At 59.5% G+C, this 24,454-nt stretch carries 19 protein-coding genes and 1 riboswitch; of the genes, 12 read left to right on the forward strand and 7 right to left on the reverse strand.

Annotated elements, in window-relative coordinates:
- Positions 1-120 precede the first annotated feature (120 nt).
- The 4 genes from QNI81_RS10960 to QNI81_RS10975 all read left to right on the forward strand — a co-directional run bounded on the left by QNI81_RS10960 (position 121) and on the right by QNI81_RS10975 (position 3,074).
- Positions 121-834: a DUF484 family protein gene (locus tag QNI81_RS10960; RefSeq protein ID WP_065328706.1), complete on the forward strand. Its 714-nt coding sequence runs from the start codon at positions 121-123 to the stop codon at positions 832-834.
- Positions 831-1,766, forward strand: coding sequence for a tyrosine recombinase XerC (locus QNI81_RS10965; protein WP_283966513.1), 936 nt, complete (start codon positions 831-833; stop codon positions 1,764-1,766). Before QNI81_RS10960 ends, QNI81_RS10965 begins: the two co-directional genes overlap by 4 nt.
- Before the next feature lie 122 nt (positions 1,767-1,888).
- Positions 1,889-2,581 carry a CDP-alcohol phosphatidyltransferase family protein gene (locus tag QNI81_RS10970; protein ID WP_065324282.1) on the forward strand — a complete coding sequence of 231 codons (693 nt, stop codon included), beginning with the start codon at positions 1,889-1,891 and terminating at the stop codon, positions 2,579-2,581.
- Positions 2,582-2,768: 187 nt separating this feature from the next.
- On the forward strand, positions 2,769-3,074 hold the full coding sequence (locus QNI81_RS10975; protein WP_283966514.1) for a hypothetical protein: 306 nt from the start codon (positions 2,769-2,771) through the stop codon (positions 3,072-3,074).
- Between the two features lie 42 nt (positions 3,075-3,116).
- Here the strand turns inward: QNI81_RS10975 and truA are convergent, their stop codons facing one another.
- Complete coding sequence (gene truA, locus QNI81_RS10980) at positions 3,117-3,896, reverse strand: tRNA pseudouridine(38-40) synthase TruA (protein WP_126137554.1); 780 nt, start codon at positions 3,894-3,896, stop codon at positions 3,117-3,119.
- 175 nt (positions 3,897-4,071) lie between these two features.
- On the opposite strand from truA, the gene QNI81_RS10985 reads away from it, so the two are divergent.
- From QNI81_RS10985 to QNI81_RS11000, 4 genes are all read left to right on the forward strand, one after another.
- The gene (locus QNI81_RS10985; protein ID WP_283966515.1) at positions 4,072-5,508 is read left to right on the forward strand and encodes a YcjX family GTP-binding protein; all 1,437 of its coding nucleotides are present in this window, start codon (positions 4,072-4,074) and stop codon (positions 5,506-5,508) included.
- Positions 5,505-5,969, forward strand: a complete 465-nt coding sequence (locus tag QNI81_RS10990; protein WP_283966516.1) for a GNAT family N-acetyltransferase — start codon at positions 5,505-5,507, stop codon at positions 5,967-5,969. The genes QNI81_RS10985 and QNI81_RS10990 overlap by 4 nt, the downstream gene beginning before the upstream one ends.
- A complete protein-coding gene (locus tag QNI81_RS10995) occupies positions 5,966-6,946 on the forward strand; it encodes a YcjF family protein (RefSeq protein ID WP_283966517.1) in 981 nt (326 codons plus the stop codon). Before QNI81_RS10990 ends, QNI81_RS10995 begins: the two co-directional genes overlap by 4 nt.
- A gap of 158 nt (positions 6,947-7,104) precedes the next feature.
- Entirely contained in the window at positions 7,105-7,296 is a 192-nt protein-coding gene (locus tag QNI81_RS11000) for a hypothetical protein (protein WP_005609522.1), read from the forward strand.
- Between the two features lie 252 nt (positions 7,297-7,548).
- Here the strand turns inward: QNI81_RS11000 and QNI81_RS11005 are convergent, their stop codons facing one another.
- Positions 7,549-7,962: a group III truncated hemoglobin gene (locus QNI81_RS11005; RefSeq protein ID WP_065333866.1), complete on the reverse strand. Its 414-nt coding sequence runs from the start codon at positions 7,960-7,962 to the stop codon at positions 7,549-7,551.
- Positions 7,963-8,253: 291 nt separating this feature from the next.
- Between QNI81_RS11005 and ileS the strand changes: the two genes are divergently transcribed.
- Positions 8,254-11,178, forward strand: coding sequence for an isoleucine--tRNA ligase (gene ileS, locus QNI81_RS11010; RefSeq protein ID WP_283966518.1), 2,925 nt, complete (start codon positions 8,254-8,256; stop codon positions 11,176-11,178).
- Between the two features lie 80 nt (positions 11,179-11,258).
- On the opposite strand, the gene QNI81_RS11015 is transcribed toward ileS, so the two are convergent.
- The 5 genes from QNI81_RS11015 to gcvT all read right to left on the reverse strand — a co-directional run bounded on the left by QNI81_RS11015 (position 11,259) and on the right by gcvT (position 16,984).
- The gene (locus QNI81_RS11015) at positions 11,259-11,717 is read right to left on the reverse strand and encodes a hypothetical protein (protein ID WP_009177519.1); all 459 of its coding nucleotides are present in this window, start codon (positions 11,715-11,717) and stop codon (positions 11,259-11,261) included.
- Between the two features lie 139 nt (positions 11,718-11,856).
- Complete coding sequence (locus QNI81_RS11020; protein ID WP_283966519.1) at positions 11,857-12,249, reverse strand: hypothetical protein; 393 nt, start codon at positions 12,247-12,249, stop codon at positions 11,857-11,859.
- A gap of 230 nt (positions 12,250-12,479) precedes the next feature.
- The gene (gene gcvP, locus QNI81_RS11025) at positions 12,480-15,329 is read right to left on the reverse strand and encodes an aminomethyl-transferring glycine dehydrogenase (RefSeq protein ID WP_283966520.1); all 2,850 of its coding nucleotides are present in this window, start codon (positions 15,327-15,329) and stop codon (positions 12,480-12,482) included.
- A 127-nt stretch (positions 15,330-15,456) separates the two neighbouring features.
- A complete protein-coding gene (gene gcvH / locus QNI81_RS11030) occupies positions 15,457-15,816 on the reverse strand; it encodes a glycine cleavage system protein GcvH (RefSeq protein WP_110362483.1) in 360 nt (119 codons plus the stop codon).
- 43 nt (positions 15,817-15,859) lie between these two features.
- Positions 15,860-16,984, reverse strand: a complete 1,125-nt coding sequence (gene gcvT / locus QNI81_RS11035) for a glycine cleavage system aminomethyltransferase GcvT (RefSeq protein WP_283966521.1) — start codon at positions 16,982-16,984, stop codon at positions 15,860-15,862.
- Positions 16,985-17,170: 186 nt separating this feature from the next.
- A riboswitch (glycine riboswitch) is annotated at positions 17,171-17,277 on the reverse strand.
- A 159-nt stretch (positions 17,278-17,436) separates the two neighbouring features.
- On the opposite strand from gcvT, the gene QNI81_RS11040 reads away from it, so the two are divergent.
- The 3 genes from QNI81_RS11040 (at position 17,437) to QNI81_RS11050 (ending at position 24,435) form a co-directional block, all read left to right on the forward strand.
- Complete coding sequence (locus QNI81_RS11040) at positions 17,437-18,426, forward strand: type I glyceraldehyde-3-phosphate dehydrogenase (RefSeq protein WP_283966522.1); 990 nt, start codon at positions 17,437-17,439, stop codon at positions 18,424-18,426.
- Positions 18,427-18,598: 172 nt separating this feature from the next.
- Entirely contained in the window at positions 18,599-20,431 is a 1,833-nt protein-coding gene (locus tag QNI81_RS11045) for an autotransporter assembly complex protein TamA (protein ID WP_283966523.1), read from the forward strand.
- Positions 20,428-24,435, forward strand: a complete 4,008-nt coding sequence (locus QNI81_RS11050) for a translocation/assembly module TamB domain-containing protein (RefSeq protein ID WP_283966524.1) — start codon at positions 20,428-20,430, stop codon at positions 24,433-24,435. Before QNI81_RS11045 ends, QNI81_RS11050 begins: the two co-directional genes overlap by 4 nt.
- Positions 24,436-24,454 lie beyond the last annotated feature (19 nt).

Below are 24,454 nucleotides of genomic sequence, written 5' to 3' on the forward strand. Positions count from 1 at the left end.
GTTATCGCCGAGCTCAACATTCTCCCCTGTACCGAGAACTATTTTTGCAATTTTTCGCGCGCGCGGGCGCAACCCACATGTTATAGTAAACAAAACCCGATCAGAGGTTGAGACGAGACGATGAGCAGTATGACCGTTGGGCTGGATGACAGCCTGCGCCAAAAAATCATTGAAAAGCCCGATATGGTGCTGGACGACCCCAACGTGATGCGCGCGCTGGTGGCCGCGAATGAGCGCGCGATGGGTTCCAACATCGTTGATCTGCGCGGCATTGCGATGGAGCGGCTGGAAACCCGGCTTGATCGGCTTGAAGACACGCACCGGTCGGTGATTGCTGCGGCCTATGAGAACCTCGCTGGAACCAACCAGATCCATCGCGCTGTGCTCCGGCTGCTGGACCCTGAGAGCTTTGCGAGTTTTATGGAGATTTTGCGCGGTGATCTGCGTGATATCCTGCGCGTCGATGCGCTGGCGCTGATTCTGGAAACCACGCAAGAAGAGGCGGGAGCGGCAGTCGAACGCGTTGGTGACATCTTAAAGTTCACCGAAGCCGGATTCGTAGAGTCCTACCTGTCACAAGGCCGCACCTATGGCGGCGATCGCTGCGTGACTCTGCGCCAGATTCAGGCAGGACCTACGCGCATCTACGGCGACCGCGCCCCCGATCTGCGTTCTGAGGCTTGTCTGCGCCTTGATCTTGGTGCTGGTCGCCTGCCCGGCCTTTTGGTGTTCGGCGCAGAAGATCCACATCAGTTCACCCCGCAACATGGCACCGACCTGCTGACCTTTTTTGGCGGGGTATTTGAGCGCTGCATGCGCCGCTGGCTGTCTTGAGCACGGGTGATCCCACATTGATTTCTCCTGCGGCGCGCGATGCGCTGCAGATCTGGCTCGACGGTCTCGGCGCGCTGGAGGGAGCAGCCGACAACACCCGCACCGCCTATCGCGGCGACGTGGTAGATTTCCTCGCGTTCATGAGCCTCCATTTTGGTGGCCCGCAGGGACTTGGTGCCCTGAGCCAGATTACCACAGCAGATATGCGCGCATGGATGGCTTCGTCCCGCAATGCGGGCACAGGCGCGCGTTCTCTTGCTCGCAAACTCTCTGCAGTGAAAAAGTTCTACGGTTGGCTGGCCAAGCGCGAGGGGTTTGAACCCACGGCAGTTCTGTCCACGCGTTCGCCAAAGTTTCAGAAGAAACTGCCACGCCCGCTTGATAAAGACGCCGCACGGGCGATGATTGATACGGTTGAGCTACAATCCCAACAGGATTGGGTCGCCGCGCGTGATGTGGCGGTTGTTACTCTGTTGTATGGTTGTGGTCTGCGTATATCCGAGGCGCTTGGCCTGCTTGGCAAAGACGCCCCCCTCCCCGCAACCCTCAGGATAAAGGGCAAAGGCGGCAAAGAGCGGATCGTACCGGTGCTGCCCGCTGCACAACAAGCCGTGAATCGCTATCTGAAAATCTGTCCGCACCCGCAAGAGGCCAGCTTGCCCTTGTTTCGTGGCGTGCGCGGTGGCGGGCTGCATGCACGTATGATCCAAGGCGTGGTCGCCGATGCCCGCAGGCAACTGGGCTTACCCGCAACCGCGACCCCTCATGCCATGCGGCACAGTTTCGCGACTCATCTTCTTGAGGCCGGGGGCGATCTTCGTGCGATTCAGGAATTACTCGGCCACGCATCGCTCTCCACGACGCAGGCTTACACCGCGGTGGATACGGCTCATTTGATGGAAGTCTATGCGCGGTCGCATCCCAAAGCGTAACCCGATCAACAGTGCACAGGTTTCTGCGTGATCGTGTATGAGGGAGCCGATTGAAGCAAAACGCAAGGCTTGCTCTGCGCTTCTGGGTTGCGGGTTACGGCGAAATTCGTCATCACGGGCGAATGACGATTGAACTCCGTGCCCTGTCCGTCCACCTCCTGACTGCAACCGGTGCTGTATTTGCCATGCTGGCGATGCTTGCAGCGGTCGATGCAAAATGGGATCTGATGTATCTCTGGCTGGTAGTGGCCTTTGCCGTCGATGGCGTAGATGGCCCCCTTGCGCGACACTACGACGTGAAGCGTAATGCGCCGCAGTTTGACGGCGTGCTTTTGGACCTCATCATCGACTATCTCACATATGTGTTCATCCCCGCATTCGCGCTGTTTAAATCCGATCTCATGTCAGGTTGGACAGGCTGGGCGGCGATCATCGTCATTACCTTCACCAGCGCAATGTATTTTGCCGACACCCGCATGAAGACGAAGGATAACTCCTTTTCCGGCTTCCCCGGCTGCTGGAACATGCTGGTTTTGGTGATTTTTGCGCTGGAGCCCAATCACTGGGTTAGCCTCGGTCTGGTCACGCTTTTGTCGGCCACCCAGTTCTTGCCCCTAAAGTTCATCCACCCCGTTCGCACGGAGCGCTGGCGCGCGCTCTCTCTGCCCATCGCGTTGGTTTGGACAGCTCTGGCTGGTTGGACAGCTTGGGTGCAATTTGCGCCCGGTCAGCTGGTCCATTGGGCGCTATTGGTGACATCGGTCTATCTGCTGTTTGTTGGCATCGCCCAGCAAATCATCCCTTCGCGGGACTGAGACCAGCCCCACCAAACCCCGATCTGAAGCGCGAAATCGCACGCCGACGTGTCGATTGGCGTGACTTTTTACTGATATTTTCCGCTCGAAAGCGCCGGATGCAGGTTCGGTAAACCGGCTGTTAAGCATAACTCGTGAAAGTCATGGGGTATGTTTTGTTTCCGAGTTTTGGCGCAGGAGTGCGAACATGTCGATGCAAGAAGACAGTTCTTCGGTCAACGCCCGCCAGCAAGCCGCTGTCGATGGCTACAGGGCCTTTGGTAATAGCATGGCCACGCAGCAACTTGCGCGTGCGATGGCGGAGCTTCGCGAATCCGCCGCCGGTGCCCACTTCCCGCGCGAGGCTGCACCAAGTGACCGGCCAGCAGGCCCCAAACCCATCGCGAGCGAGCATGACACTGCACAGCAGGCCTTTTTGGCGCACCGCAATCTGCACCGAATGTCTGAGCGTGAGGCAAGCCGACTCTATGCGGGGGCCAAGGCGGTTATTTGATATCCTCAGCCCCATGGATCATCAGGGCAGAACACCTGAGCCTTAGGTGAAATCGCCTGCAAAAACCGGATCAGGATACCCCACCCGCGCCAAATACAAGCCGTGCCCCGGACAGACCGGACCGCAAGCGGCCCGATCTTTGGCAACAAGCGCATCGCGGACATCTTCGGGCGTCCATGCTCCCGCGCCAACACGCTCCAGTGTCCCGACAAAACTCCGCACCTGATTGTGCAGGAAACTCCGCGCACGCACATGGAAATGCACCTCTGGGCCAGAAAGGCCCTGCACCTGTTCTACCCGCAACTCATCCAGCGTCTTCACTGGGCTTGCCGCCTGACAGATGGAGGAGCGGAACGTAGTAAAATCATGATTGCCCAGCAGCATGTCAGCGCCAGCCTGCATCGCTTCTACGTCCAGTTTGTGGTTGATCTGCCAGACCTGTCCGGCATCATGGGTCGCGGGCGCGCGGCGCATCAGTATCCGAAACAGATACTGCCGCTCTATCGCGCTGAACCGGGCGTGCCAGTCATCATCTACCCGCGCAGCGTCTACAATCGCAATGGGATCGGGCTTCAGGTGATAATTCAGCGCCTCACTCAGACGAAACGGGTCCCAGTCCTTTTGCAGATCACAATGGGCAACCTGCCCTAACCCGTGAACGCCTGTATCCGTACGCCCCGCCGCAGCGATTGTATGCTCGCCCGGCTCCAGCTTGGCCAAGGCAGCTTCAATCGCGCCCTGCACGGAGGGCTGGTCCTTTTGCCTCTGCCATCCGGCAAAAGGCTTTCCATGATATTCGACTTTGAGAGCAATACGCGGCATGGGCGCGAGGTACCCCGCCAAAGCAAAACTGGCAAGCCCCGCGCCGCCACCTTGCACTGCGAGGCTGGCAACCCCATCCCAGCATGCTTATGTTCAGTCCCTGAGGCTGTGACGAGAAATTTCGGGACGAACGCTTTCTCGGGCAAGACAGCGATTGGCAGGCAGGGGGCAGAAAGTGTCGCGAGGAACAGGCGTTACAGGATTGGCTGCAGATGTGGCCGATGGAGTTTTGCGGGGCGCAGAGACATTGGGCGGGGCATTGGCCAGCCCCTTTGCCGCACCGTCATTGCGACTGGGTGTCACTGGCCTTGCGCGGGCAGGTAAAACCGTCTTTATCACCTCACTGGTCGCCAACCTGATCAACCGGGGGCGCATGTCCCAGCTTTCGGCACATCAGGATGGGCGCATCGAGGCCGCCTATTTACAGCCGCAGCCGGATGACACTGTTCCGCGCTTTGATTTTGAAAATCACCTCGCCGCTCTCACGGGGCCGGAGCCGCATTGGCCCGACAGCACGCGCGCAGTGTCCGAGTTGCGTCTGAGCCTACGCATTCGGCCCAGCGGATTGTTTGGCGGAGTCACAGGGCCACGCATCCTGCATCTGGACATTATCGACTATCCCGGCGAGTGGCTGTTGGATTTGTCGTTGATGGACAAGGATTACGCGAGTTGGTCAGCCGACGTCCTGCGCCGGATTGAAACCCGCGAAGAAGCCAAAGCCTTTAAAGCCGCTGTTAAAGCGGCCTCCCCCGCTGAGGCCCACGATGAACCCGTCGCGCAGGGGTTGGCCGCCGCTTTTGCGGACTATCTGCAGTCCGCACGCAAAGCCGGATATTACGATTGCACGCCGGGGCGGTTTTTGTTGCCCGGCGATCTAGCAGGCTCGCCCGTGCTCACATTCGCGCCGCTGCCTTCGAGCGAGGCCCCGCGGGGCAGTCTCACACGCGAAATGGCCCGCCGGTTCGAGGCCTATAAAGCCCAGGTGGTACGCCCCTTCTTTCGCGACCATTTTTCCCGCATCGACCGGCAGGTGGTGTTGGTCGATGCCCTCGGTGCGTTGCATTCCGGCCCCCCCGCCATGGAAGACCTGCGCCGGGCGATGACGGATATCCTGAGCACCTTTCGCCCCGGTTCCAACCGGTTCCTCAGCCAACTTCTGCGCGGCAAACGGGTGGAGAAGATCCTTTTCGCCGCCACCAAGGCCGATCACCTGCACCACCTTCAGCACCCTCAACTTACCGCCATTATAGAAGCGTTGACTGCAGAAGCCCGCGACCGCGCGCAATTTGCGGGCGCAGAGACGGCGGCGCTCTCCCTCGCGGCATTGCGTGCTACAACAGAGGAAATGCGCCCCCATGACGGGACAGAGCTACCCTGCGTGCGCGGGATCTTGGCTGAAAACGGCAAAGCTGCTGCGCTCTATCCCGGTCGCTTGCCAGAGGATCCCCGGCACCTGCTGACCCCTGCACGGCAGGGTGCGGAAAACTGGCTCGACGGCAGCTATGCCTCTATGCGTTTTGCGCCGCAGCCGCTGACGCTCAAGCCAGGTGACGGGCCGCCCCACATTCGGCTGGATCGGGCCGCAGAATTTCTGATCGGTGATCGCCTGTGACTTACGTTTTGCGCCCCGCAACGCCGCTCGATGCCAGCAAGATCGGCGAAATCCTCTATCGTTTTGAACATGAAACGCCATGGATGCCCAAGGAGCATTCGCGGGTTGAGGCGATCGCCTTTTGTGACCGTATGATCTCGCGCGGGTGGGTCACTGTGGCCGAAGATTGCTCAACAGACATGATCCTCGGGTTTTGCGCTCAGGATGGGGCAGAGGTTTGTTCTCTTTATCTGTCGCCAGAGCACACCGGTTGCGGCATCGGCAAACGATTGCTGGACCACGCGAAACGACAGACCTCAAAACTGAGACTTTGGACCTTTCAGGCCAATCTCGCAGCCCAGCGGTTTTATCTGCGCGAAGGGTTTGTCGAGAAAAAACGCACAGATGGTCAGCGCAACAGCGAAGGCCTGCCGGACATCGAGTACCATTGGCACGCCCAAGAGATGGAGACCGCTACATGAGCCGCGACCCCATTGTATTTGACGTAGAACCTGACGATCAAACGGCTCCGAATGTCAGCGAGGCTCCACCGGTGCCGGATCTTGATGCACCCACAGCGGTGCAAGCCTCGGTCACCGCACTGGGCAAAAACAAACGCTCCGGCTGGGGCGGTTGGATCTGGGGGCTGGTCGCCGGTCTGATCACCACCATCGCAACGGTGGCCGCGTGGGACTATGCCAACAGCTTGCTCGACCGGATGCCCGTGCTCGGCCTTATCTTTACGGCAGCATTTGCAGGGCTTGCCCTTGCGGCACTGGCCTTTTGTGCCAAAGAACTGGCCGCGGTTGGTCGGGTTCGCCGCGTCGAGGGGTTGCGACAAGGGTGTCGCACGGCGCGTGGCGGCACCTTGAAAGAGGCGCAAACGCAGATCGCGGCATTACAGCGGTTTTACAACGGGCGCGCGGATCTGGAATGGGGTCTGCGCAACCTCAATGAGCGAGAAGACGAGATCCTCGATGCGGATGCATTGGTTGACCTTGCCGAAGCAGAGCTGATGCGTCCGCTGGACGCACGCGCGGTTGCAGAAGTCGAAGCCGCCGCCCGCCAAGTAGCAGGCGTCACGGCACTGGTTCCGTTAGCATTGGCCGATGTGCTGACCGCATTGGTCTCGAGCCTGCGCATGATCCGGCGCATTGCTGAGATTTACGGCGGGCGTTCTGGCCTATTCAGTTCATGGCGACTCACGCGTGCAGTGCTCTCTCATCTGGTTGCAACCGGTGCGGTTGCGATTGGCGACGACCTGCTAGAGCCCATCCTTGGTGCGTCCGTGCTTTCCAAACTCTCTCGTCGCTTTGGTGAAGGTTTGGTGAACGGTGCATTGACCGCACGGGTTGGCATTGCAGCGATTGAAGTTTGCCGTCCCATGGCCTTTGAAAATCAGCAAAAACCACGGCTGGCAAAGGTGCTTCAGCGAGCGCTCAGCGGCTTTGCTAAGTGATTTCCGAGCAAAACTCTCGCATTTCAACACCCGACTAAATCTATCAACTATTTGAAAATAAACAAAAAATATATTGCACTCCCTCAATTTAGAATCTATCTAAGTTACAGAGCCAAACACGGCCCTACCCTTAGGGCCGTTCAGCCAAGGAGAGTGATATGACTACTTCCGCATGCAGCAGCTGTGCCTTCTATGAAGACCACAAAGCCAACAATGAACAGACGCTGGAAAACGCCGGTCTGTGCCGCTTCAACCCGCCGGTCTTTCAACCAGAAGCAGCAGAGCGTGGGTACTGGCCCGTTGTCAAAAAAGACGACTGGTGCGGTCATTTTGAAAACGAAGCTGCCTGATCGCAGGGCAGCCCAGTGATTTGAGCAAACGCCAGCCAAGCCAGCCAGTTCGCCAGACATCTCCCTCGCCCGCCAGCATTCGCCAGCCAGCCCGGTAGATATCCAGCCCACTCGCAAGCACGCCAGTCATGCTCAAATCAGTACAGCAAGCCAGCCCGCGTTTCATCGTCAGCCCGCTCGCTATATCAAACCGCCTGAGGGTCCCCTCCGGCGGTTTCTTTATGGAATGCGCCTCCGCGCGATCCAAGACATTCAGATCAGCCGGGGTGGCTCTCCCTTTGGCTGGCGCATCGATTCAATGCCGGTGCGAAACCCTTCGCCTATACGATCCGCCAGATGCCCCCACTGCATGGCCTGCTCAGCGCTGAGTTCACGATTGAGCACATTGTGAAACAAACCGAGCCAAATGGGGAAATGCTCTGGCTTCACATCTGGACGGGCCAGATGCTCTCGCATCGGGAACCCATCGTAGACCCGCTCGCGCAGAATAGCATTGCGCCAGAAATTGGCGATTTTTGCCTCATGTTCCGGCCAATCGGAGACATGCGCCGCGAACACTGGCCCGATGACAGGATGACGCCGTACCTCGCTGTAAAAGACACGCACGACACGCCGGATATCATCTGCCGTAATGTCGAAACGAGCCAATGGATGCGCGTCCTGCATAATCTCTCCGCTCCGCTCTGATAGCGCCCTCAAGGTAATAATAAAATCGCCCTGCAAAAAGGGGCGCATAGCGTCGCACCCTACTGGATCCGCAGACGCACTTTACCCTTGCGCCGCAAGCCCCTATAAGCGCCCTCATGACACCGACTGCAACACGACGTGTGGCCATCATTATTCGAATTATAAACCCGGCGCTCTGAGTAGACGAGACGCCGGGCAAAGGTGCTTGAGTGATCGCACCGAACCGAATATCCCCAAACCGACCCGTTGATGCAAAAGGACGCCACCGATATGTGCGCCGAAAAAACCGAAGCCACGCCCGAATACAAAGACACGCTGAACCTTCCCAAAACCGATTTCCCCATGCGCGCAGGCCTGCCCAAGCGCGAGCCCGCATGGCTGGAACGCTGGGAGGAGATCGGCGTTTATGATCGTCTGCGCGAAAAGGAAGGCCGCCAGCCTTTCGTCCTGCACGACGGCCCCCCCTATGCAAACGGCCATCTGCACATTGGCCATGCGTTGAACAAGACCATCAAGGACATGATCGTCCGCTCGCATCAGATGATGGGTTTTGACAGCCGCTATGTGCCGGGCTGGGATTGCCACGGTCTGCCGATCGAATGGAAAATCGAAGAGCAGTACCGCAAGAAGGGCAAGAACAAGGATGCGGTGCCGGTCATCGAATTCCGTCAGGAGTGCCGCAAGTTCGCCGAGGGCTGGATCGACATCCAGCGCGAGGAGTTCAAGCGTCTGGGCATCACCGGCAACTGGCCAAATCCCTACATCACCATGGATTATCATGCCGAGGCGGTGATCGCCGAGGAATTCATGAAGTTCCTGATGAACGGCACGCTCTATCAGGGCTCCAAGCCCGTGATGTGGTCGCCGGTTGAAAAAACAGCACTGGCCGAAGCCGAGGTCGAATACCACGACAAGGAAAGCTTTACCATCTGGGTGAAGTTTAAGGTGGCTGAACCTGCGGATCACAAACTGGCAGGCGCGCATGTGGTGATCTGGACCACGACTCCTTGGACGATGCCGTCGAACAAAGCCGTCGTTTACGGCGCAGATATTGCGTACGGTCTCTATGAGGTGACCGGTACGCCGGAGGAATGCTGGGTCAACGTAGGCGACAAATATCTGCTTGCCGACAATCTGGCCGCAGATGTGTTCAAACGCGCCCGCCTTTCAGAAGATCAGTATACGCGTGTGGCGGACGTCTCTGCCGATGACCTTGCGGGCATTGGCCTCGCCCACCCACTCGCCGGGGCCGAAGGCTCCAACGGTGAATGGGACGACATCCGCGACTTCCGCGCCGCCGACTTTGTGACCGACACCGAAGGCACCGGCTTTGTTCATTGCGCGCCGAGCCACGGCATGGAGGAATTCGAACTCTACCGTGATCTCGGGATGCTGGAGCAGGTCATCACCTATAACGTGATGGACGATGGCGGCTTCCGAGCCGACCTGCCGTTCTTTGGCGGCAAATATATCCTTAACCGCAAGGGTGGCGAAGGCGACGCGAACAAGGCGATCATCGACAAGCTGGTCGAAGTTGGCGGGCTTCTGGCGCGTGGCAAGATCAAGCACAGCTATCCGCACTCTTGGCGCTCCAAGGCGCCGATCATCTATCGCAACACCCCGCAGTGGTTTGCCGGTGTGGACCGCAAGCTGGATGACGGCATGGGCGACTATGGCGACACCATCCGCGAACGCGCGCTGCGCTCGATCGATGAGCTGGTGAAATGGACGCCGCAGACCGGCCGCAACCGTCTCTATTCGATGATTGAGAACCGCCCGGACTGGGTGCTGTCACGCCAGCGCGCATGGGGCGTTCCACTCACATGCTTCACCAAAAAGGGCGCACTGCCTACGGATGCGGACTATCTTCTGCGCAATGCCGAGGTAAACGCCCGCATCACCGCCGCGTTTGAGGAAAACGGCGCGGATGTCTGGTATGAGGACGGTTTCAAAGCCAAGGTGCTCGACGGGATCGTGAACCCGGATGACTATGAGCAGGTGTTCGACGTGCTCGACGTGTGGTTCGATTCCGGCTCCACCCATGCCTTTGTCCTGCGCGACCGCGAAGATGGCACCGAGGACGGGATTGCCGACGTCTACATGGAAGGCACCGACCAGCACCGCGGCTGGTTCCATTCCTCGTTGTTGCAGGCCTCTGCCACCAAAGGTCGCGCGCCCTATCGCAACGTGGTGACGCATGGCTTCACGCTGGATGAGAAGGGCATGAAAATGTCCAAGAGCCTCGGCAACACCATCGTGCCCGAGGAAATCGTCAAGCAATACGGCGCTGACATCCTGCGTCTCTGGGTGGCCCAAACCGACTACACCGCCGACCAGCGGATCGGTGCGGAGATCCTGAAAGGCACTGCCGACAGCTACCGCCGCCTGCGCAACACCATGCGCTACATGCTGGGTAGCCTCAGCGATTTCAGCGAAGATCAGCGGGTAGAGCCTGCAGACATGCCCGAGCTGGAGCAATGGGTACTGCACCGCCTGGCCGAACTCGATCACACCGTGAAAGCTGGCTATAAAGCGTTTGATTTCAACGGTGTGTGGCAAGCGATCTTTAACTTTGCCACCGTCGATCTGTCGGCCTTCTACTTCGATATCCGCAAGGATGCGCTCTATTGCGATGGCGACACGTTGAACGCTCGCGCCGCACGCACGGTGCTGGATATCCTGTTCCACCGCCTCACCACGTGGCTCGCGCCGATCCTCGTGTTCACGATGGAAGAGGTCTGGCTGGAGCGCTTCCCCGGCGCGGACAGCTCGGTTCATCTGGTGGATATGCCGGACACGCCGCGCGACTGGATTAACGAACCTCTGGCTGCCAAATGGGCCAAGGTGCGTCAGGCGCGTCGCGTTGTGACCGCTGCCCTTGAGGTTCAGCGTACAGATAAGGTGATCGGTGCGTCGCTAGAGGCTGCGCCCGTGGTGCATGTGCGCGAGGCGGATGTCTTGGCGGCGCTGGAGTCGGTGAACTTTGCCGATGTCTGCATCACCTCCGGCGTGCAGTTGACCAATGACCCAAGCCCGGCAGAAGCCTATCGCCTGCCGGAAATCGAAGGGGTCTCAGTTGTCTTTGAAAAAGCCGAAGGCGAGAAGTGCCAGCGATGCTGGAAGATCCTGCCAGATGTGGGCACGCACGCCCATCCGGGCACCTGTGGCCGCTGCAACAGCGCGCTAGCGAGCTGATAGGCAACACAAGCTAAAAGAACAAACGCCCGGAGATGTTTCTCCGGGCGTTTTCATTTGGTGCGTCACCAAGAGTCTGTTCAGGCGGCAATCCGGGATAAGACGTCTTGAGTGTTGGTGTACATTTCCTGTGCAAAACTGCCTGAGGAAATGCCACGAAAGACATTATCCTGCGCATCCGCAGCTTGCTGCCGCATCTGACTGTTCAGCAAATTTTCCAGCGGCGGCAGGCTGATCGGGTCGAGTGCGTCTGGCAGCGGTGGCAGGGGCCCTTCTGCTCGGATCGCATTCTCAGACGAAGGCACGGCAGATGCGCTGTCGTAGGCTGCAAGACTATCGCTGCTGAACAGTGAGTCCAGATCACGATCTTTTGGCGCTGGGTCATCGCTCAGGAAATTGCCCAAGCGACTGTTGGCAAACTCAGCACCCGTGGCACCGCTACCATTCGACGACAGAGCCACCGTATCTGTCACGGTAAAGACAACCGGCGTGATATTGCTCGAGGGCACGCCAGAATAGGGGCGCATTGCTGTAATCATCTCAGTTCCTTTCCACCTGCGTGTCGGGTCGAGACTTCCCAATTTGGGGGTCAAAGGAATTATACCTGAGAAAACGTGGCTTCGGGCGCGATCAATAGGCTTTTAGGTATTTCATCCAGATACAGGAGATAGCCTATCACTACGGAGCCAGTATCTTTTTAGCGCGTTCATAGTTCTGGCGCGCGATCAAGGCACTCATCGGGATCGGCCCCTCAACGCTACCTGATATGAGACTTTGTAAATACCGGGATTGCGCAATGCTGCCTGCGCAGCTCGATGTTATATCTTCATGTTCGATGACTGTAACAGATTTCTGTTTTAAGTCAGGGTGGTGTATGACGACTTCCTGCTGATTCAACGCTTGTTCACGCTGGATGGCGAATGCCAGTCCCTTTGACTTACCAGTCGTCAAAGCGTCCCCGACTTCCTGCGGGGCATTCTGCTCCCGCAGGGATTTATGCGACGGAACGACACCTTGCGTATGGCCCCGCAACATGCGGTAGACCCCAAGGTCGGCGATGACAGGGTTCATGGATCTTCTTTCGGTCGCACAAATTATGTTCTTTCCATTTTAAGAAAATTTTCAACTCAGTCACTGAAATAGCGTCGTCTCCGGCACGCGCAGGAGGATAGCTCATCGCTGCGAAGGTCGTGCTTACCTCTCCCATAGGATGGACGCATGGCGCGGCTGCAGACGAACAAAGCCCTCCGGGAGGGGAGGGCTTTGCGGGAGCGATCACAGACCGCTATGTGGTGAGGGTGTTACTCTGCCGCTTCGGCGTAGTCCTCCATCGGTGGGCAGGTGCACACCAGATGGCGGTCGCCGTAGACATTGTCGACGCGGTTAACCGGCGGCCAGTATTTGTCGACGCGGAAGGCCCCCGGAGGGAAGCAGCCCTGTTCGCGCGAATAGGGGCGATCCCAGTCTTTCACCAGATCTTCCATCGTGTGCGGGGCGTTCTTCAGCGCGTTGTTCTCACGCGGCATCTCGCCCGCTTCGACGGCCTTGATCTCATCCCGGATCGACAGCATCGCCTCAATGAAACGGTCCAGCTCGGCTTTGGTTTCCGATTCCGTCGGCTCCACCATCAACGTGCCCGCAACCGGCCAGCTCATGGTCGGCGCATGGAAACCGCTGTCCATCAGGCGCTTGGCCACATCGTCAACGGTCACATCCGCACTGTCGGCAAAGGGACGGGTGTCCAGAATGCACTCATGCGCAACCCGGCCGGTCGGTCCCTTATAGAGGACGTCATAGGCCCCTTCGAGCCGCTTCGCGAGGTAGTTCGCCGACAGGATCGCAACCTTGGTCGCCTGCGTCAGACCCGCGCCGCCCATCATCAGGCAGTAGGCCCAGGAGATGGTCAGGATTGAGGCCGACCCCAGAGGTGCCGCCGAAACCGGCCCCTCAACGCCGCCGGTTTCCGGATGACCCGGCAGATGCTCAATCAGATGCGATTTCACCCCGATCGGTCCCATGCCGGGGCCGCCGCCGCCGTGCGGGATGGCAAAGGTCTTGTGCAGGTTCAGGTGGCTCACGTCACCGCCCAGATCGCCCGGACGGCTGAGGCCCACCATGGCGTTCATATTGGCACCGTCGATATAGACCTGACCGCCGGAGTCATGGGTGATCTTGCAAACCTCATGCACCGTTTCCTCAAACACACCATGGGTCGAGGGATAGGTGATCATGCAGCCTGCAAGGTGCTCGGCGTGTTTTTCCGCCTTGGCGCGGAAGTCCTCAAGGTCGATATCGCCCTTCTCGTCGGACTTTACCGGAACCACTTTCCAGCCCACCATCTGCGCCGACGCCGGGTTGGTGCCATGGGCGCTCATCGGGATCAGACAGATGTTGCGATGCCCCTCACCGCGCGCCTTGTGGTAGGCGGCGATGGTCAGCAGACCCGCATATTCCCCCTGCGCGCCGGAGTTCGGCTGCATGGAGATCGCATCATAGCCGGTGATATCGCAGAGTTTGGAGGACAGATCCGTGACCAACTCCCCATAACCTTCCTGCTGATCCGCAGGCGCAAAGGGATGGATGGTCGAAAACTCCGGCCAGCTGAGCGGCATCATTTCCGCCGCCGCGTTCAGCTTCATGGTGCAGGAGCCAAGCGGGATCATTGCACGGTCCAGCGCCAGATCGCGGTCCGCGAGGCGACGCATATAGCGCATCATTTCGGTCTCGGCCCGGTTCATGTGGAAGATCGGGTGCGTCAGGTATTCTGACTTGCGGTGCATGTTCTCAGGCACCCGGTACTGGGGGCTGAAATCATCATCCGCACGCACGATACCGAAGGCGCGCCAGACCGCCTCGATGGTCTCGGGGCGCGTGGTCTCATCGACAGAGATCCCCACACGGGTTTCACCCACGCGACGCAGGTTGATGCCCTCATCAACGGCGGATTTCATCACCGCTGCCTGCAACGGGCCGACATCCACGGTGATGGTGTCAAAGAACGCCTGCGGGTCGACCTTGAAGCCGGCCTCTTCAAGACCTTTGGCCAGACGCACGGCCTTGCGGTGAATGCGCTGCGCGATCGCCTGCAACCCTTTGGGGCCGTGGAAAACTGCATACATCGACGCCATCACCGCCAGCAGCGCCTGCGCGGTGCAGACGTTGGAGGTCGCCTTTTCGCGGCGGATGTGCTGTTCGCGGGTCTGAAGCGACAGGCGATAGGCTTTGTTGCCATGTGCGTCGACAGACACGCCGACGATGCGGCCCGGCATGTTGCGCTTGTAGGCGTCCTTGGTCGCCATATAGGCCGCATGCGGACCACCTGCGCCCACCGGCACGCCAAAACGCTGGGTGGAGCCAACTGCAATATCCGCCCCCATCGCGCCCGGCTCTTTCAACAGGGTCAGCGACATCGGGTCAGCCGAAACAACGGCGATACCCTTGTGCTCATGCAGCTTGGCGATGTGATCGGTGAAGTCACGCACATGGCCATAGGTGCCCGGATACTGGAACAGCGCACCAAAGACCGCCTCGGGGTCCATCTTGTCGGGGTTGCCGACAATGACCTCGATCCCCAGCGGTTCGGCGCGGGTTTTCACCACTGCGATGTTCTGCGGGTGGCAATCGCGGTCCACAAAGAAGGCCTTTGCCTTCGACTTCGACACGCGCTCCGCCATGGTCATCGCTTCGGCGCAGGCGGTGGCCTCGTCCAGCAGCGATGCGTTGGCAATCTCCAGACCGGTGAGATCCGAAATCATCGTCTGGAAGTTCAACAGCGCCTCCAGGCGACCCTGCGAGATCTCGGGCTGGTAGGGCGTATAGGCCGTGTACCACGCGGGATTTTCCAAAATGTTGCGCTGGATCGCGGGCGGGGTCACGGTGCCGTGGTAGCCCTGACCGATCAGCGAGGTCATCATCTTGTTCTTGCCTGCGACCTCACGCATGTGAAACAGCAACTCGCGCTCGGACATCGGGCGACCAAAGTCCAGCGCCGCTTTCTGGCGGATGGATTTCGGCACGGTCTCGTCGATCAGCGCATCAAGGCTGTCGGCACCAACCACCTTGAGCATCTCGGCCATTTCCTCGGGCGAGGGGCCGATATGGCGCCGGTTGGCAAAATCATAAGGAAGGTAATCTGTCGGTTCGAAAGGCATCTTTTGCCTCCTTCAGGGTCTGTCAGATCTCGGGATCAAAGGCATGCAACAACAGGTCGGGCGTGCCCGGTGATGCCCTCGCAGGTAAAAGACGGGCCCGCACCGGATGGCGACGGGCCCAGAAACATCAGCCGATGAAGTCTTTGTAGCCGGCCTCATCCATGTAGTCGTCCATCGGCGACATGTCGGAAACCTTGAGCTTGAAGAACCACGCCTCGCCTTCCGGGTCGTCATTGACCTTGGAGGGTTCGTCCACGATGGCCTCGTTCACTTCGACAACTTCACCGTCCAGAGGCGCAAGAATGTCGGAAGCCGCTTTGACGGATTCGATCACCACGATCTCATCGTCCTTGGAGACTTCGCTGCCGACTTCGGGCAGTTCAACAAAGACCACATCGCCCAGTTGCTCTGCCGCGTGCGCGGTGATGCCAACGGTCACGATCTCGCCTTCGACCTGCAGCCATTCGTGTTCTTCGGTATATTTCATGGGTTCTCTTCCTGTGTTGGCCGTTCTTTTCGGGGACGGGTATTCAGCGTTTAAAGTTGGCTGCCACAAAGGGCAGTTTTGCGACGGTGACCGGCACGCGCTTGCCGCGCAGCTCACCGAATATCTGGGTCTCTAGGGCTGCGTGCTCTGCCGTGACATAGCCCATAGCGACAGGGCCGCCCACGGTTGGACCAAAGCCACCGGAGGTAATGGTGCCGATCGGCGCGCCACCTTCGGCAGCGGCATAAAGCACAACGCCTTCGCGCATCGGCGCGCGACCTTCGGGCTTCAGGCCCACACGCTTGCGCGGAGCATTCCCGCCGAGATCGGCAAAGACCGCATCCGCACCGGGAAAGCCGCCCGCGCGGTCGCCATCCGGGCGACGCACCTTCTGGATGGCCCAGCCCAGCGCGGCCTCAAACGGGCGCGTTTCGGTGTCGATGTCGTGACCATAGAGGCAAAGACCGCCCTCAAGCCGCAGCGAGTCCCGCGCACCAAGGCCGATGGCCTCAACGTCGGGCTGTTCCAGCAGCGCGCTGGCAAACTGCGCCGCCACTGCCTCGGGTACGGAGATTTCATATCCGTCTTCACCGGTGTAGCCGGACCGCGAAATCCACAGCTCGGCACCCGCATAGTCAAATGTCGCTACATCCATGAATTTCATCGCCGCCACACCCGGCACCAGCGCCTCCAGCGCCGCCTCGGCAGCCGGGCCTTGCAGGGCCACAAGTGCGCGGTCGGTGACCGGCTCGACGCTGATTTCAGGTTCGAGTGCGGCTTTCATACGGGCGATGTCGGCGTCTTTGCAGGCGGCGTTCACAACGACAAACAGATGGTCGCCACGGTTGGCAAACATCAGGTCATCCTCGATACCCCCCGCGTCGTTGGTGAACAGGCCATAGCGCTGACGGCCCTCAGAAAGCCCCAGCACATCCATCGGCACCAGTTTTTCAAAAGCGTTTGCGACGGCCTCATAGCTCTCACCGCGCAGGATCACCTGCCCCATGTGGCTGACATCAAAAAGCCCGGCCTTCTCGCGCGTGTGAGTGTGTTCCTTCATGATCCCCAGCGGATATTGCACGGGCATGGAATAGCCTGCAAAGGGCACCATCTTGGCCCCGAGGCTTTCGTGCAATTCAGTAAGGGGGGTGGTCTTCAGATCCGACATTTCTGCCTGCCTTCCGCGTCTGCGGCCGGTGCGGTCAAATCACAACATGTCAACGCGTCGTTTGGCATCCGGCATCCAAGGTTTTGCGCAGGCTCCGCCTGCACGCTTTGATGCCCCCTCTGTCCCTTCGCCTGAGATCGTTATCCCTTCGGCGTCCCGGTCTGGCCGGGCCCTCTCCAGAGTAGTTACGCGCACACGGTCCTTTTGGCCTGAGAGTTTCCGGGGCGGTTGCTCCTTCGGCACCGAATTCCTCGGCCTGTGACGCCTTGGATCGGTTCTCCCATGTACTGCGGCGGACGCTACCAGTGGGCCGCATCTGACGCAAGACGGAATCGGTCCCCATCCTGTCGCAAATGGTTACCTATTTTGCCACCAAGGCAATTGTATCAAGCGACAAGCATTATTGTGCGGGTGGATTGCCGGACGCAAAAAGCGCTGCCATAGCTTTGCGCATGAAGATAGCGATCAACGGATTCGGCCGTATTGGCCGCACGATCTTACGTCAGATCCTGACCAGCCCACGTGGCTCCGGGATTGAGGTGGCTTGCATCAACGACATCACCGATCCTGAGATGTGCGCCTATCTGTTTCAATACGACAGTACATTTGGCCCCTACCCCGGCGAAGTCTCGCTGGAAGACGGTGTGCTCTGTGTTGACGGCAAGCGTATCCCGCTCCATCAGCAAGCCAATGTGACCAATCTGGATCTCTCTGGCGTTGATCTCCTGATGGAATGTACTGGCATCGCGCGCACCACGGATCTGGCAGAACGTGGCCTGACGGCCGGAGCGAGCAAAGTCCTGATTTCAGGGCCTTCCCCTGCGGCAGAGGTCACTGTGGTCTATGGTGTGAATGATGATGCGCTCGCCGGTGCTCAGATCGTATCGAATGCGTCCTGCACCACCAATGCGGTGGCCGGTCTTGTGCAACTGGTCGATGAGGTCGCGGGGATCGAAACCGGTCACATGACGACGATCCATTGCTATACCAACTCCCAACCCATGGTGGACACCCCGCGCGGTGATTTCGCCAGATCGCGTGGTGGCGCGCAGTCCATGGTGCCCACCACAACCTCTGCCATGCATCTGATCGATGTTGTCCTGCCCCATCTTGCCGGGCGCATTTCGGGCGCGGCTGTGCGGGTTCCCACCGCCAGTGTCTCTGCGGTGGATCTGGTGGCCTCCCTTCGGAGTGAGTGGGAAGAGGCGCGCTTGCTGGCTGCGCTCAAAGACGCCGCCGCGCATTCCCCCATTCTCGGCTGGACCGAACAACCTCTGGTCTCATCTGATCTGCGCGCGCGTCCAGAGTCGCTGATCATCGCCGCACCAGAGGCCCGCATGGTCGGTGGGCAACAATTGCGGATTTTTGGCTGGTACGACAACGAGTGGGGTTTTTCGGCCCGTATGCTAGATGTGGCGCGCGCCATGCACTCAGGCGCGTAATCGGCAAATTTCCGCCACCACAGGCCCACATCTCAACCTCACGTAGAACCATTCTGCGGGCGGAGGTTTTACGGCGCAGGTCAAGCGTGTAGCGTCAAACGCATATGCCGTGCGCCGGTTTTAGCCAACCGCGGCCCAACAGTTCATACGATTGCCCGCTGCCGGAGACTTCATGATCAGCTTTCGCCATTCGCGCCGGACCGCATTGACCCTGTGTCGCGCCCTGCGTCCTCTTTCACTGGCAATCGGCTTTAGCGCAGCATTGCATACGACCCCGTTGGTCGCGCTTGAGGCAAATCTCACCGCACCCAAAGCGACTGAGGACCTCACCGACCGGTTGCGTGCGTCCAGCGCAGCACTGGGACTTGGTAGCAACTCGGAAATTCAAGAAGTCATCGCCGCTTCTCTGTCTGATTATCGCACGTTGGTGCAGGTGCTCTATGATGCCGGGTATTTTGCACCGGTGGTGAACATCCGAATTGATGGTCGCGAGGCCGCAGCGATCAACTTGCTCAACCCGCCCAAGGTCATCAAAAATATCGCCATCACCGTCGATCCGGGGCCTGAATTTGTGTTTGGCCGTGCGGAGGTTGCTCCTTTGCCGACGGGCCGTACGGCCACCTTGCCTGAAAATTTTGCACCCGGACAACCGGCCAGTACCGGCGCTATTCAGGAAGCCGCCACCGCAGGCCTGAGCGCATGGGATCGTGCGGGCCACGCCAAGGCTGAACTCGCCAGCCAGTCGATCACTGCAGATGCCGTCAAACGTCGGCTGGACGCAGAACTCCGGATCGCACCGGGACCGCAACTGCGCTTGGGCAAGCTCAGGATAAAAGGCGAGTCTGACGTGCGACGTGAGGCCATGCAGCGCATTGCAGGTTTTGCAACCGGGCACACGTATCACCCTGACCTCGTTGCCAAAGCGGCCAATCGCCTGCGTCGCACCGGAGCGTTTTCAACCGTTGCACTCCGACAGGCCGAAACCCCGAACCCAGATGGGTCGCTCGATTTCATCGCCGAAGTAGAAGATCTGCCCAAACGTCGTTTCACCTTTGGGGTGGAGATTTCCTCGTCGGAGGCAATGGAACTGAGCACCAGTTGGATGCACCGAAACCTGTTTGGGGCTGCGGAACGTTTGAAAATCGATCTGTCGGTCAGCGGTATTGGCACCAGCGACATCGACAGCAGTATCACCGCCCGCCTTGATCGCCCCGCCGCTCTTGGGACAGACCGAACCCTGTTTTATGTCGGCGCACTCGAACAACTGCGTGAGGAGCATTATTCCGCCCGCAGCGCAACCGCAGCCATCGGGGTGCGGCGCACGGTCTCAGACACAACCTTCGTCGAGGGCGCTCTGGGGGTGCGCTACGTGAAAGCAGATGACGCCTATGGCAATAACCGCGAGTTTAAATACCTCGCTGCGCGTCTGCGGGGCGAAAAAGACAAGCGCGACATCAAGACCAACCCGACTTCCGGGTATTATCTGGACGGGGAAATCGTCCCCTTTGTCGGGATTTCCGGTGGCGATCCGGGTGTGCAGATCAATATCGACGCGCGTGGTTATAAGGCGCTTGGCAGTTCTGATCGCGTGGTGCTCGCGGGGCGGGTGCAACTGGGATCCGTTATTGGTCCCGACCCCAGTGATGTATCACCAACCTTCCTCTATTTTTCGGGCGGGGCCGGGTCCGTACGGGGGCAAGAATATCAGTCGCTTGGCATCGACACGCCCGGTGGCACTGCTGGTGGGCGGTCCTACCTCGCCCTTTCCGGCGAGGTACGCGGGCGCATCACTGACAGCATTTCGCTGGTGGGTTTTTATGATGTTGGTTTTGTAGACCAGAACAGCTTTATCAGTGGCGACAGCGAATATCATGCGGGTGCCGGGATCGGCCTGCGCTACGATGTGACCGGAATTGGCCCCATCCGGCTGGATCTTGCTATGCCCGTCTCCGGCGACACCGACGACGGCTTGCAGTTTTACATTGGCATAGGACAAGCGTTTTGAAACATAAGTTCCGCAGCCTCATTGTCATCGGCGGCCTGACCGCCAGTACCGCGCTGACACCGGTGTCCCTGATGGCGCAGGACGCCTCCGAGTCCGGTGGCCTTCTGGTCTCGTTCTTAGAGGACACGCTTTCCGGCGATAGCCGCGCCATTAGCGTGCAGGGGCTGGAGGGCGCATTTTCCTCACAAGCCAAGATCGCCAAACTGACAGTGTCCGACGAGGATGGCGTCTGGCTGACAGTGGAAGGGGCTGAACTGGATTGGAATCGTCTGGCATTGGTGCGCGGTCGTTTCTCTGTGAACCACCTCAAGGCGGATCGTATCATCGTCGAGCGCAGCCCCAAATCGCTGCCTGCTGACCCAGACTTGCCCACACCAGAAGCCACGCCCTTTTCACTGCCTGAATTACCCGTAGCGCTGGAAATTGGTGAAATCGCAGCCAATGAAATCCTGCTGGGCGAGGAACTTGCCGGGCAAGAAGCGGCCCTATCCGTCAATGGCGCGCTGACACTCGCTGATGGTGCATTGGATACCAGCCTGCGCGTCGCGCGGCTGGACCGGCGCGGCGATGCATTGACGCTGAAGGCCTCATTCGCAAACTCGACAGAGCAGCTGGCACTGGATCTCGCCTTGAACGAGGCATCTGGCGGGCTGTTGTCGACCGTCATGGACCTTCCCGGCCGTCCGGATCTGAGCCTGGCGGTGAAGGGCGAAGGGCCACTGGCCGACTTCACCGCAGACATCGGCTTTGCCACCAATGGTAACGACCGGATCACCGGCACCGTCAGTCTCGCGGGGCTTGCGGATGTGGCGGGTGGCGCAGAGGCAGGACTGGCATTCGCCGCTGATCTGGGCGGCAATATCGACCCGCTCCTGCCACCGGATTATCGCACCTTCTTTGGCCCCGGCCTGCGCGCCAATGTGAAAGGGCGCACCTTGGCCTCCGGTGGCGTTGAGCTGGACAATCTCGTTCTGCGCACTCGTGCGTTGCAAATGACCGGGGCGCTGTTGCTTGAGGGTGGCAATTTGCAGACCGCCAACCTCAAGGCCGCCATCACGCCACCGCAGGGGCAAGCCGCTGTGATCCTGCCGGTTTCGGGCGCAGACACCACCGTTGCTGCCGTCACCATGGATTTGAAAAAGCCCGAAGGCGAAAACTGGACGATCAACGCAGAACTCGACAGCCTGCGCACCCCGGACATGAGCATCAAACGCGCTGTCATCAGCGCTGCGGGCGAATTGGATCAAAGCGCAGGATTCGCGCTGGATGGTGCGCTTGATGCCCGTCTCAATGGATTTGTTCTTGCAGATCCAGCCCTTGCGGCAGCAACAGGCAGAGATCTGACTCTAAGTGCGCGTCTAACCACCGAAGATGGTGCGGATTTCCTGATCCGTGACCTCGACCTGCAAGGCGATACATATGCCGCACGTGGAGAACTGAGATTTAACGGCGTCGAGGGCGACGTACGTATCGCAACCGAACTGGCGATTGAGGCGGAAAACCTGACCCGCTTTTCCGACATTGCCGGGCTTGATCTGTCGGGGGCTGCCACCGCAGATGTCACCGGGCATTACCAGCCGCTCAGTGGGGCGTTTGGTGTGGATCTGTCACTGCTCGGGCAGGATCTTGGCACTGGCATCGCGGATGTGGACCCGCTTTTGGTGGGCGATAGCACGCTAAAGCTGGTCGCCGCGCGTGATACAGCAGGGCTGCGCATTGACCAGCTCGATTTAAAAACCGCCGAAGTAACTGCCAACGGGCAAGGGACGCTGGACAGTGGCGAAGGCGCGCTGCGTCTGGATGCCAAGCTCGCCAAACTCGAGCGCTTTGTGGCGGAACTTCCCGGTCCACTGACACTGGCCGCGAATTTCGACCGCACCGGAGACCGTCTTGATGGCACCGTGGAATTGCGCGGGCCGCGCAAAACTTCGATGGATCTAGACGGCAGCTTTACCCTCGCCGGGGCGGCTGACTTTGGCTTTGAGGCTTTTGTCGGCGCGCCAGAGGCCTTTGCGCCACAACTGGCCGGCGCGCCACTGATTGCCGAAGGCACCGCAAGCCGACGTGAGGCACAATGGACGGGCCAAGCCTATGTGAGCGCAACCGGCGGCGCACGCGCACGCATAAAAGGCGGCTTTAGCGAAGCAGACGGTGCCGTCGATCTTGATCTTTCAACTTTGATCGCACGGGTCGAACAATTTGCCCCCTCAATCAGAGGCGAAGCGACAGCAAAACTGACCGCAACCCGACGCGATGGGCAATGGCAGGCAGAAGGCGATGTGACCGCCCCCGGAGAAACCATCGCGCGATTTGATGGTGCTTTTGTGGAAAGCTCTGGCGATGTTGATCTCGACCTAAAGGCTGAGGTGGCGGATGTACGCGCCTATGCCCCCACCCTACCCGGTCAAGCCTCAGCCGATATCTCTGCGACCCGGCGCGCAGGAGAATGGAAGGGCGGTGGTGAAATCACCGGCCCAGCGGGTGCCTCTGCCAAGGTGGACGGCCAGTTCGATGAGGCTGACGGCTCTGCCCGCGTGAATTACGACGCTGTGGTACGGCAACTGCAACAAATTGTACCTGGGCTCGACGGGGTCCTCACTGCCAAGGGGGACGCCAGCCGCACCGATGGGGTGTGGACGATCGAGAGCACCGCTGACGGTCCGCTTGGGATCGACTCTCGCGTTGCCGGCACATGGGATGAGACCCAGTCGATTGCGGATATCACCGCCAAAGGTTCTCTGCGTCTGGAAGGCGCCAACGCCTTTTTGAAACCCAATCTTATCAAAGGACTTGCCCGGTTTGATCTGGCCCTGCGCGGCCCGGCACAGCTCAATTCACTCAGCGGCACAGTGACGACATCCGATGCACAACTGGTTCTGCCACAGGCCGCACAGGCCATTGATGGCATTTCTACCCGCATCGCGCTGAACAACGGCTCCGCCTCTCTCACGCTCTCTGCCCGCCCCCGCGATGGCGGTCGCGTGGAGGTCAATGGTCCCGTATCTCTTAGCGCGCCCTATTCGGGCGACTTGCGCATTTCACTATCCGATGTGGTTCTGACCGATAACCTCTCCTATGACACCTCGCTTGGGGGACAGTTGCGCCTGTCGGGACCACTTGCGGGAAACAGCAGCCTCACGGGCCGTGTTGATGTGGGCGAGACGAGCTTTAACCTCAACACCGCTGGTGGTGCCGTTTCGGCCGCTCCCATCCCGCCCATTCGCCATAAGGGCCAGTCCCGCGCGCAAATCGCCACCAGATCCCGCGCTGGCCTGATTGAAACAGGGTCAGGTGGTTCAGGAGGCAACAGCAATATTGCCCTCGACGTGTTGATCAATGCTCCAAACAAGATTTTTGCCCGAGGTCGTGGCCTCAACGCGGAATTGGGCGGTGCGATCACCCTGCGCGGGACCACCTCTAATCTGGCACCTTCGGGGCAAATCGGCCTGATCCGGGGTACTTTTGATATTCTTGGACGCCGATTGAACCTTGATGAGGGTCGCATCACCTTGCTGGGTGATCTGAAGCCCTATCTAGAGTTTGTATCCAGCGCCAATACGGAACAAGGCACCGCAACGCTGTCGATCTCAGGTCAGGTTGACAGCCCGCAGATCAAGGTCACATCAGAGCCACCGCGCCCCAGCGAAGAAGCGCTGGCTCTGCTGCTGTTTGGTGACAACATCCAGGATATCTCGCCTCTGGCGCTGGCCCGTCTGGCCAGCTCAGCGCTCACATTGAGTGGTCGAGGTGGCGGCGCGAATAAGGCGCTGCGCGACAGCACCGGCGCCGACAACGTCGATATCGGCGTCGACAACCTCGGCGTTGGCCAGCTTGGTCTGGGTGGGTATCTTGCAGATAACATCTATACCGATGTGAATGTGACCGCAGAGGGCAACAGCGAGTTGTCGATCAACCTTGACCTCACCAAGTCACTCACCGTGACAGGCAAGGCCGACAGTGAGGGTGAAACCGGGCTTGGGGTGTTCTTTAAACGGGATTATTAAAGGGGGCTGACCCCAATCC

It is taken from the genome of Tritonibacter sp. AK171 (genome assembly GCF_030127025.1).
Taxonomy (GTDB): domain Bacteria; phylum Pseudomonadota; class Alphaproteobacteria; order Rhodobacterales; family Rhodobacteraceae; genus Epibacterium; species Epibacterium mobile.

Coding starts and splice junctions, on each gene's coding strand:
- QNI81_RS10960 (WP_065328706.1), top strand. CDS start 121: ATGAGCAGTATGACCGTTGGGCTGGATGACAGCCTGCGCCAAAAAATC.
- QNI81_RS10970 (WP_065324282.1), top strand. CDS start 1,889: ATGACGATTGAACTCCGTGCCCTGTCCGTCCACCTCCTGACTGCAACC.
- QNI81_RS10975 (WP_283966514.1), top strand. CDS start 2,769: ATGTCGATGCAAGAAGACAGTTCTTCGGTCAACGCCCGCCAGCAAGCC.
- truA (WP_126137554.1), bottom strand. CDS start 3,896: ATGCCGCGTATTGCTCTCAAAGTCGAATATCATGGAAAGCCTTTTGCC.
- QNI81_RS10995 (WP_283966517.1), top strand. CDS start 5,966: ATGAGCCGCGACCCCATTGTATTTGACGTAGAACCTGACGATCAAACG.
- QNI81_RS11000 (WP_005609522.1), top strand. CDS start 7,105: ATGACTACTTCCGCATGCAGCAGCTGTGCCTTCTATGAAGACCACAAA.
- QNI81_RS11005 (WP_065333866.1), bottom strand. CDS start 7,962: ATGCAGGACGCGCATCCATTGGCTCGTTTCGACATTACGGCAGATGAT.
- ileS (WP_283966518.1), top strand. CDS start 8,254: ATGTGCGCCGAAAAAACCGAAGCCACGCCCGAATACAAAGACACGCTG.
- QNI81_RS11015 (WP_009177519.1), bottom strand. CDS start 11,717: ATGATTACAGCAATGCGCCCCTATTCTGGCGTGCCCTCGAGCAATATC.
- QNI81_RS11020 (WP_283966519.1), bottom strand. CDS start 12,249: ATGAACCCTGTCATCGCCGACCTTGGGGTCTACCGCATGTTGCGGGGC.
- gcvP (WP_283966520.1), bottom strand. CDS start 15,329: ATGCCTTTCGAACCGACAGATTACCTTCCTTATGATTTTGCCAACCGG.
- gcvH (WP_110362483.1), bottom strand. CDS start 15,816: ATGAAATATACCGAAGAACACGAATGGCTGCAGGTCGAAGGCGAGATC.
- gcvT (WP_283966521.1), bottom strand. CDS start 16,984: ATGTCGGATCTGAAGACCACCCCCCTTACTGAATTGCACGAAAGCCTC.
- QNI81_RS11040 (WP_283966522.1), top strand. CDS start 17,437: ATGAAGATAGCGATCAACGGATTCGGCCGTATTGGCCGCACGATCTTA.
- QNI81_RS11045 (WP_283966523.1), top strand. CDS start 18,599: ATGATCAGCTTTCGCCATTCGCGCCGGACCGCATTGACCCTGTGTCGC.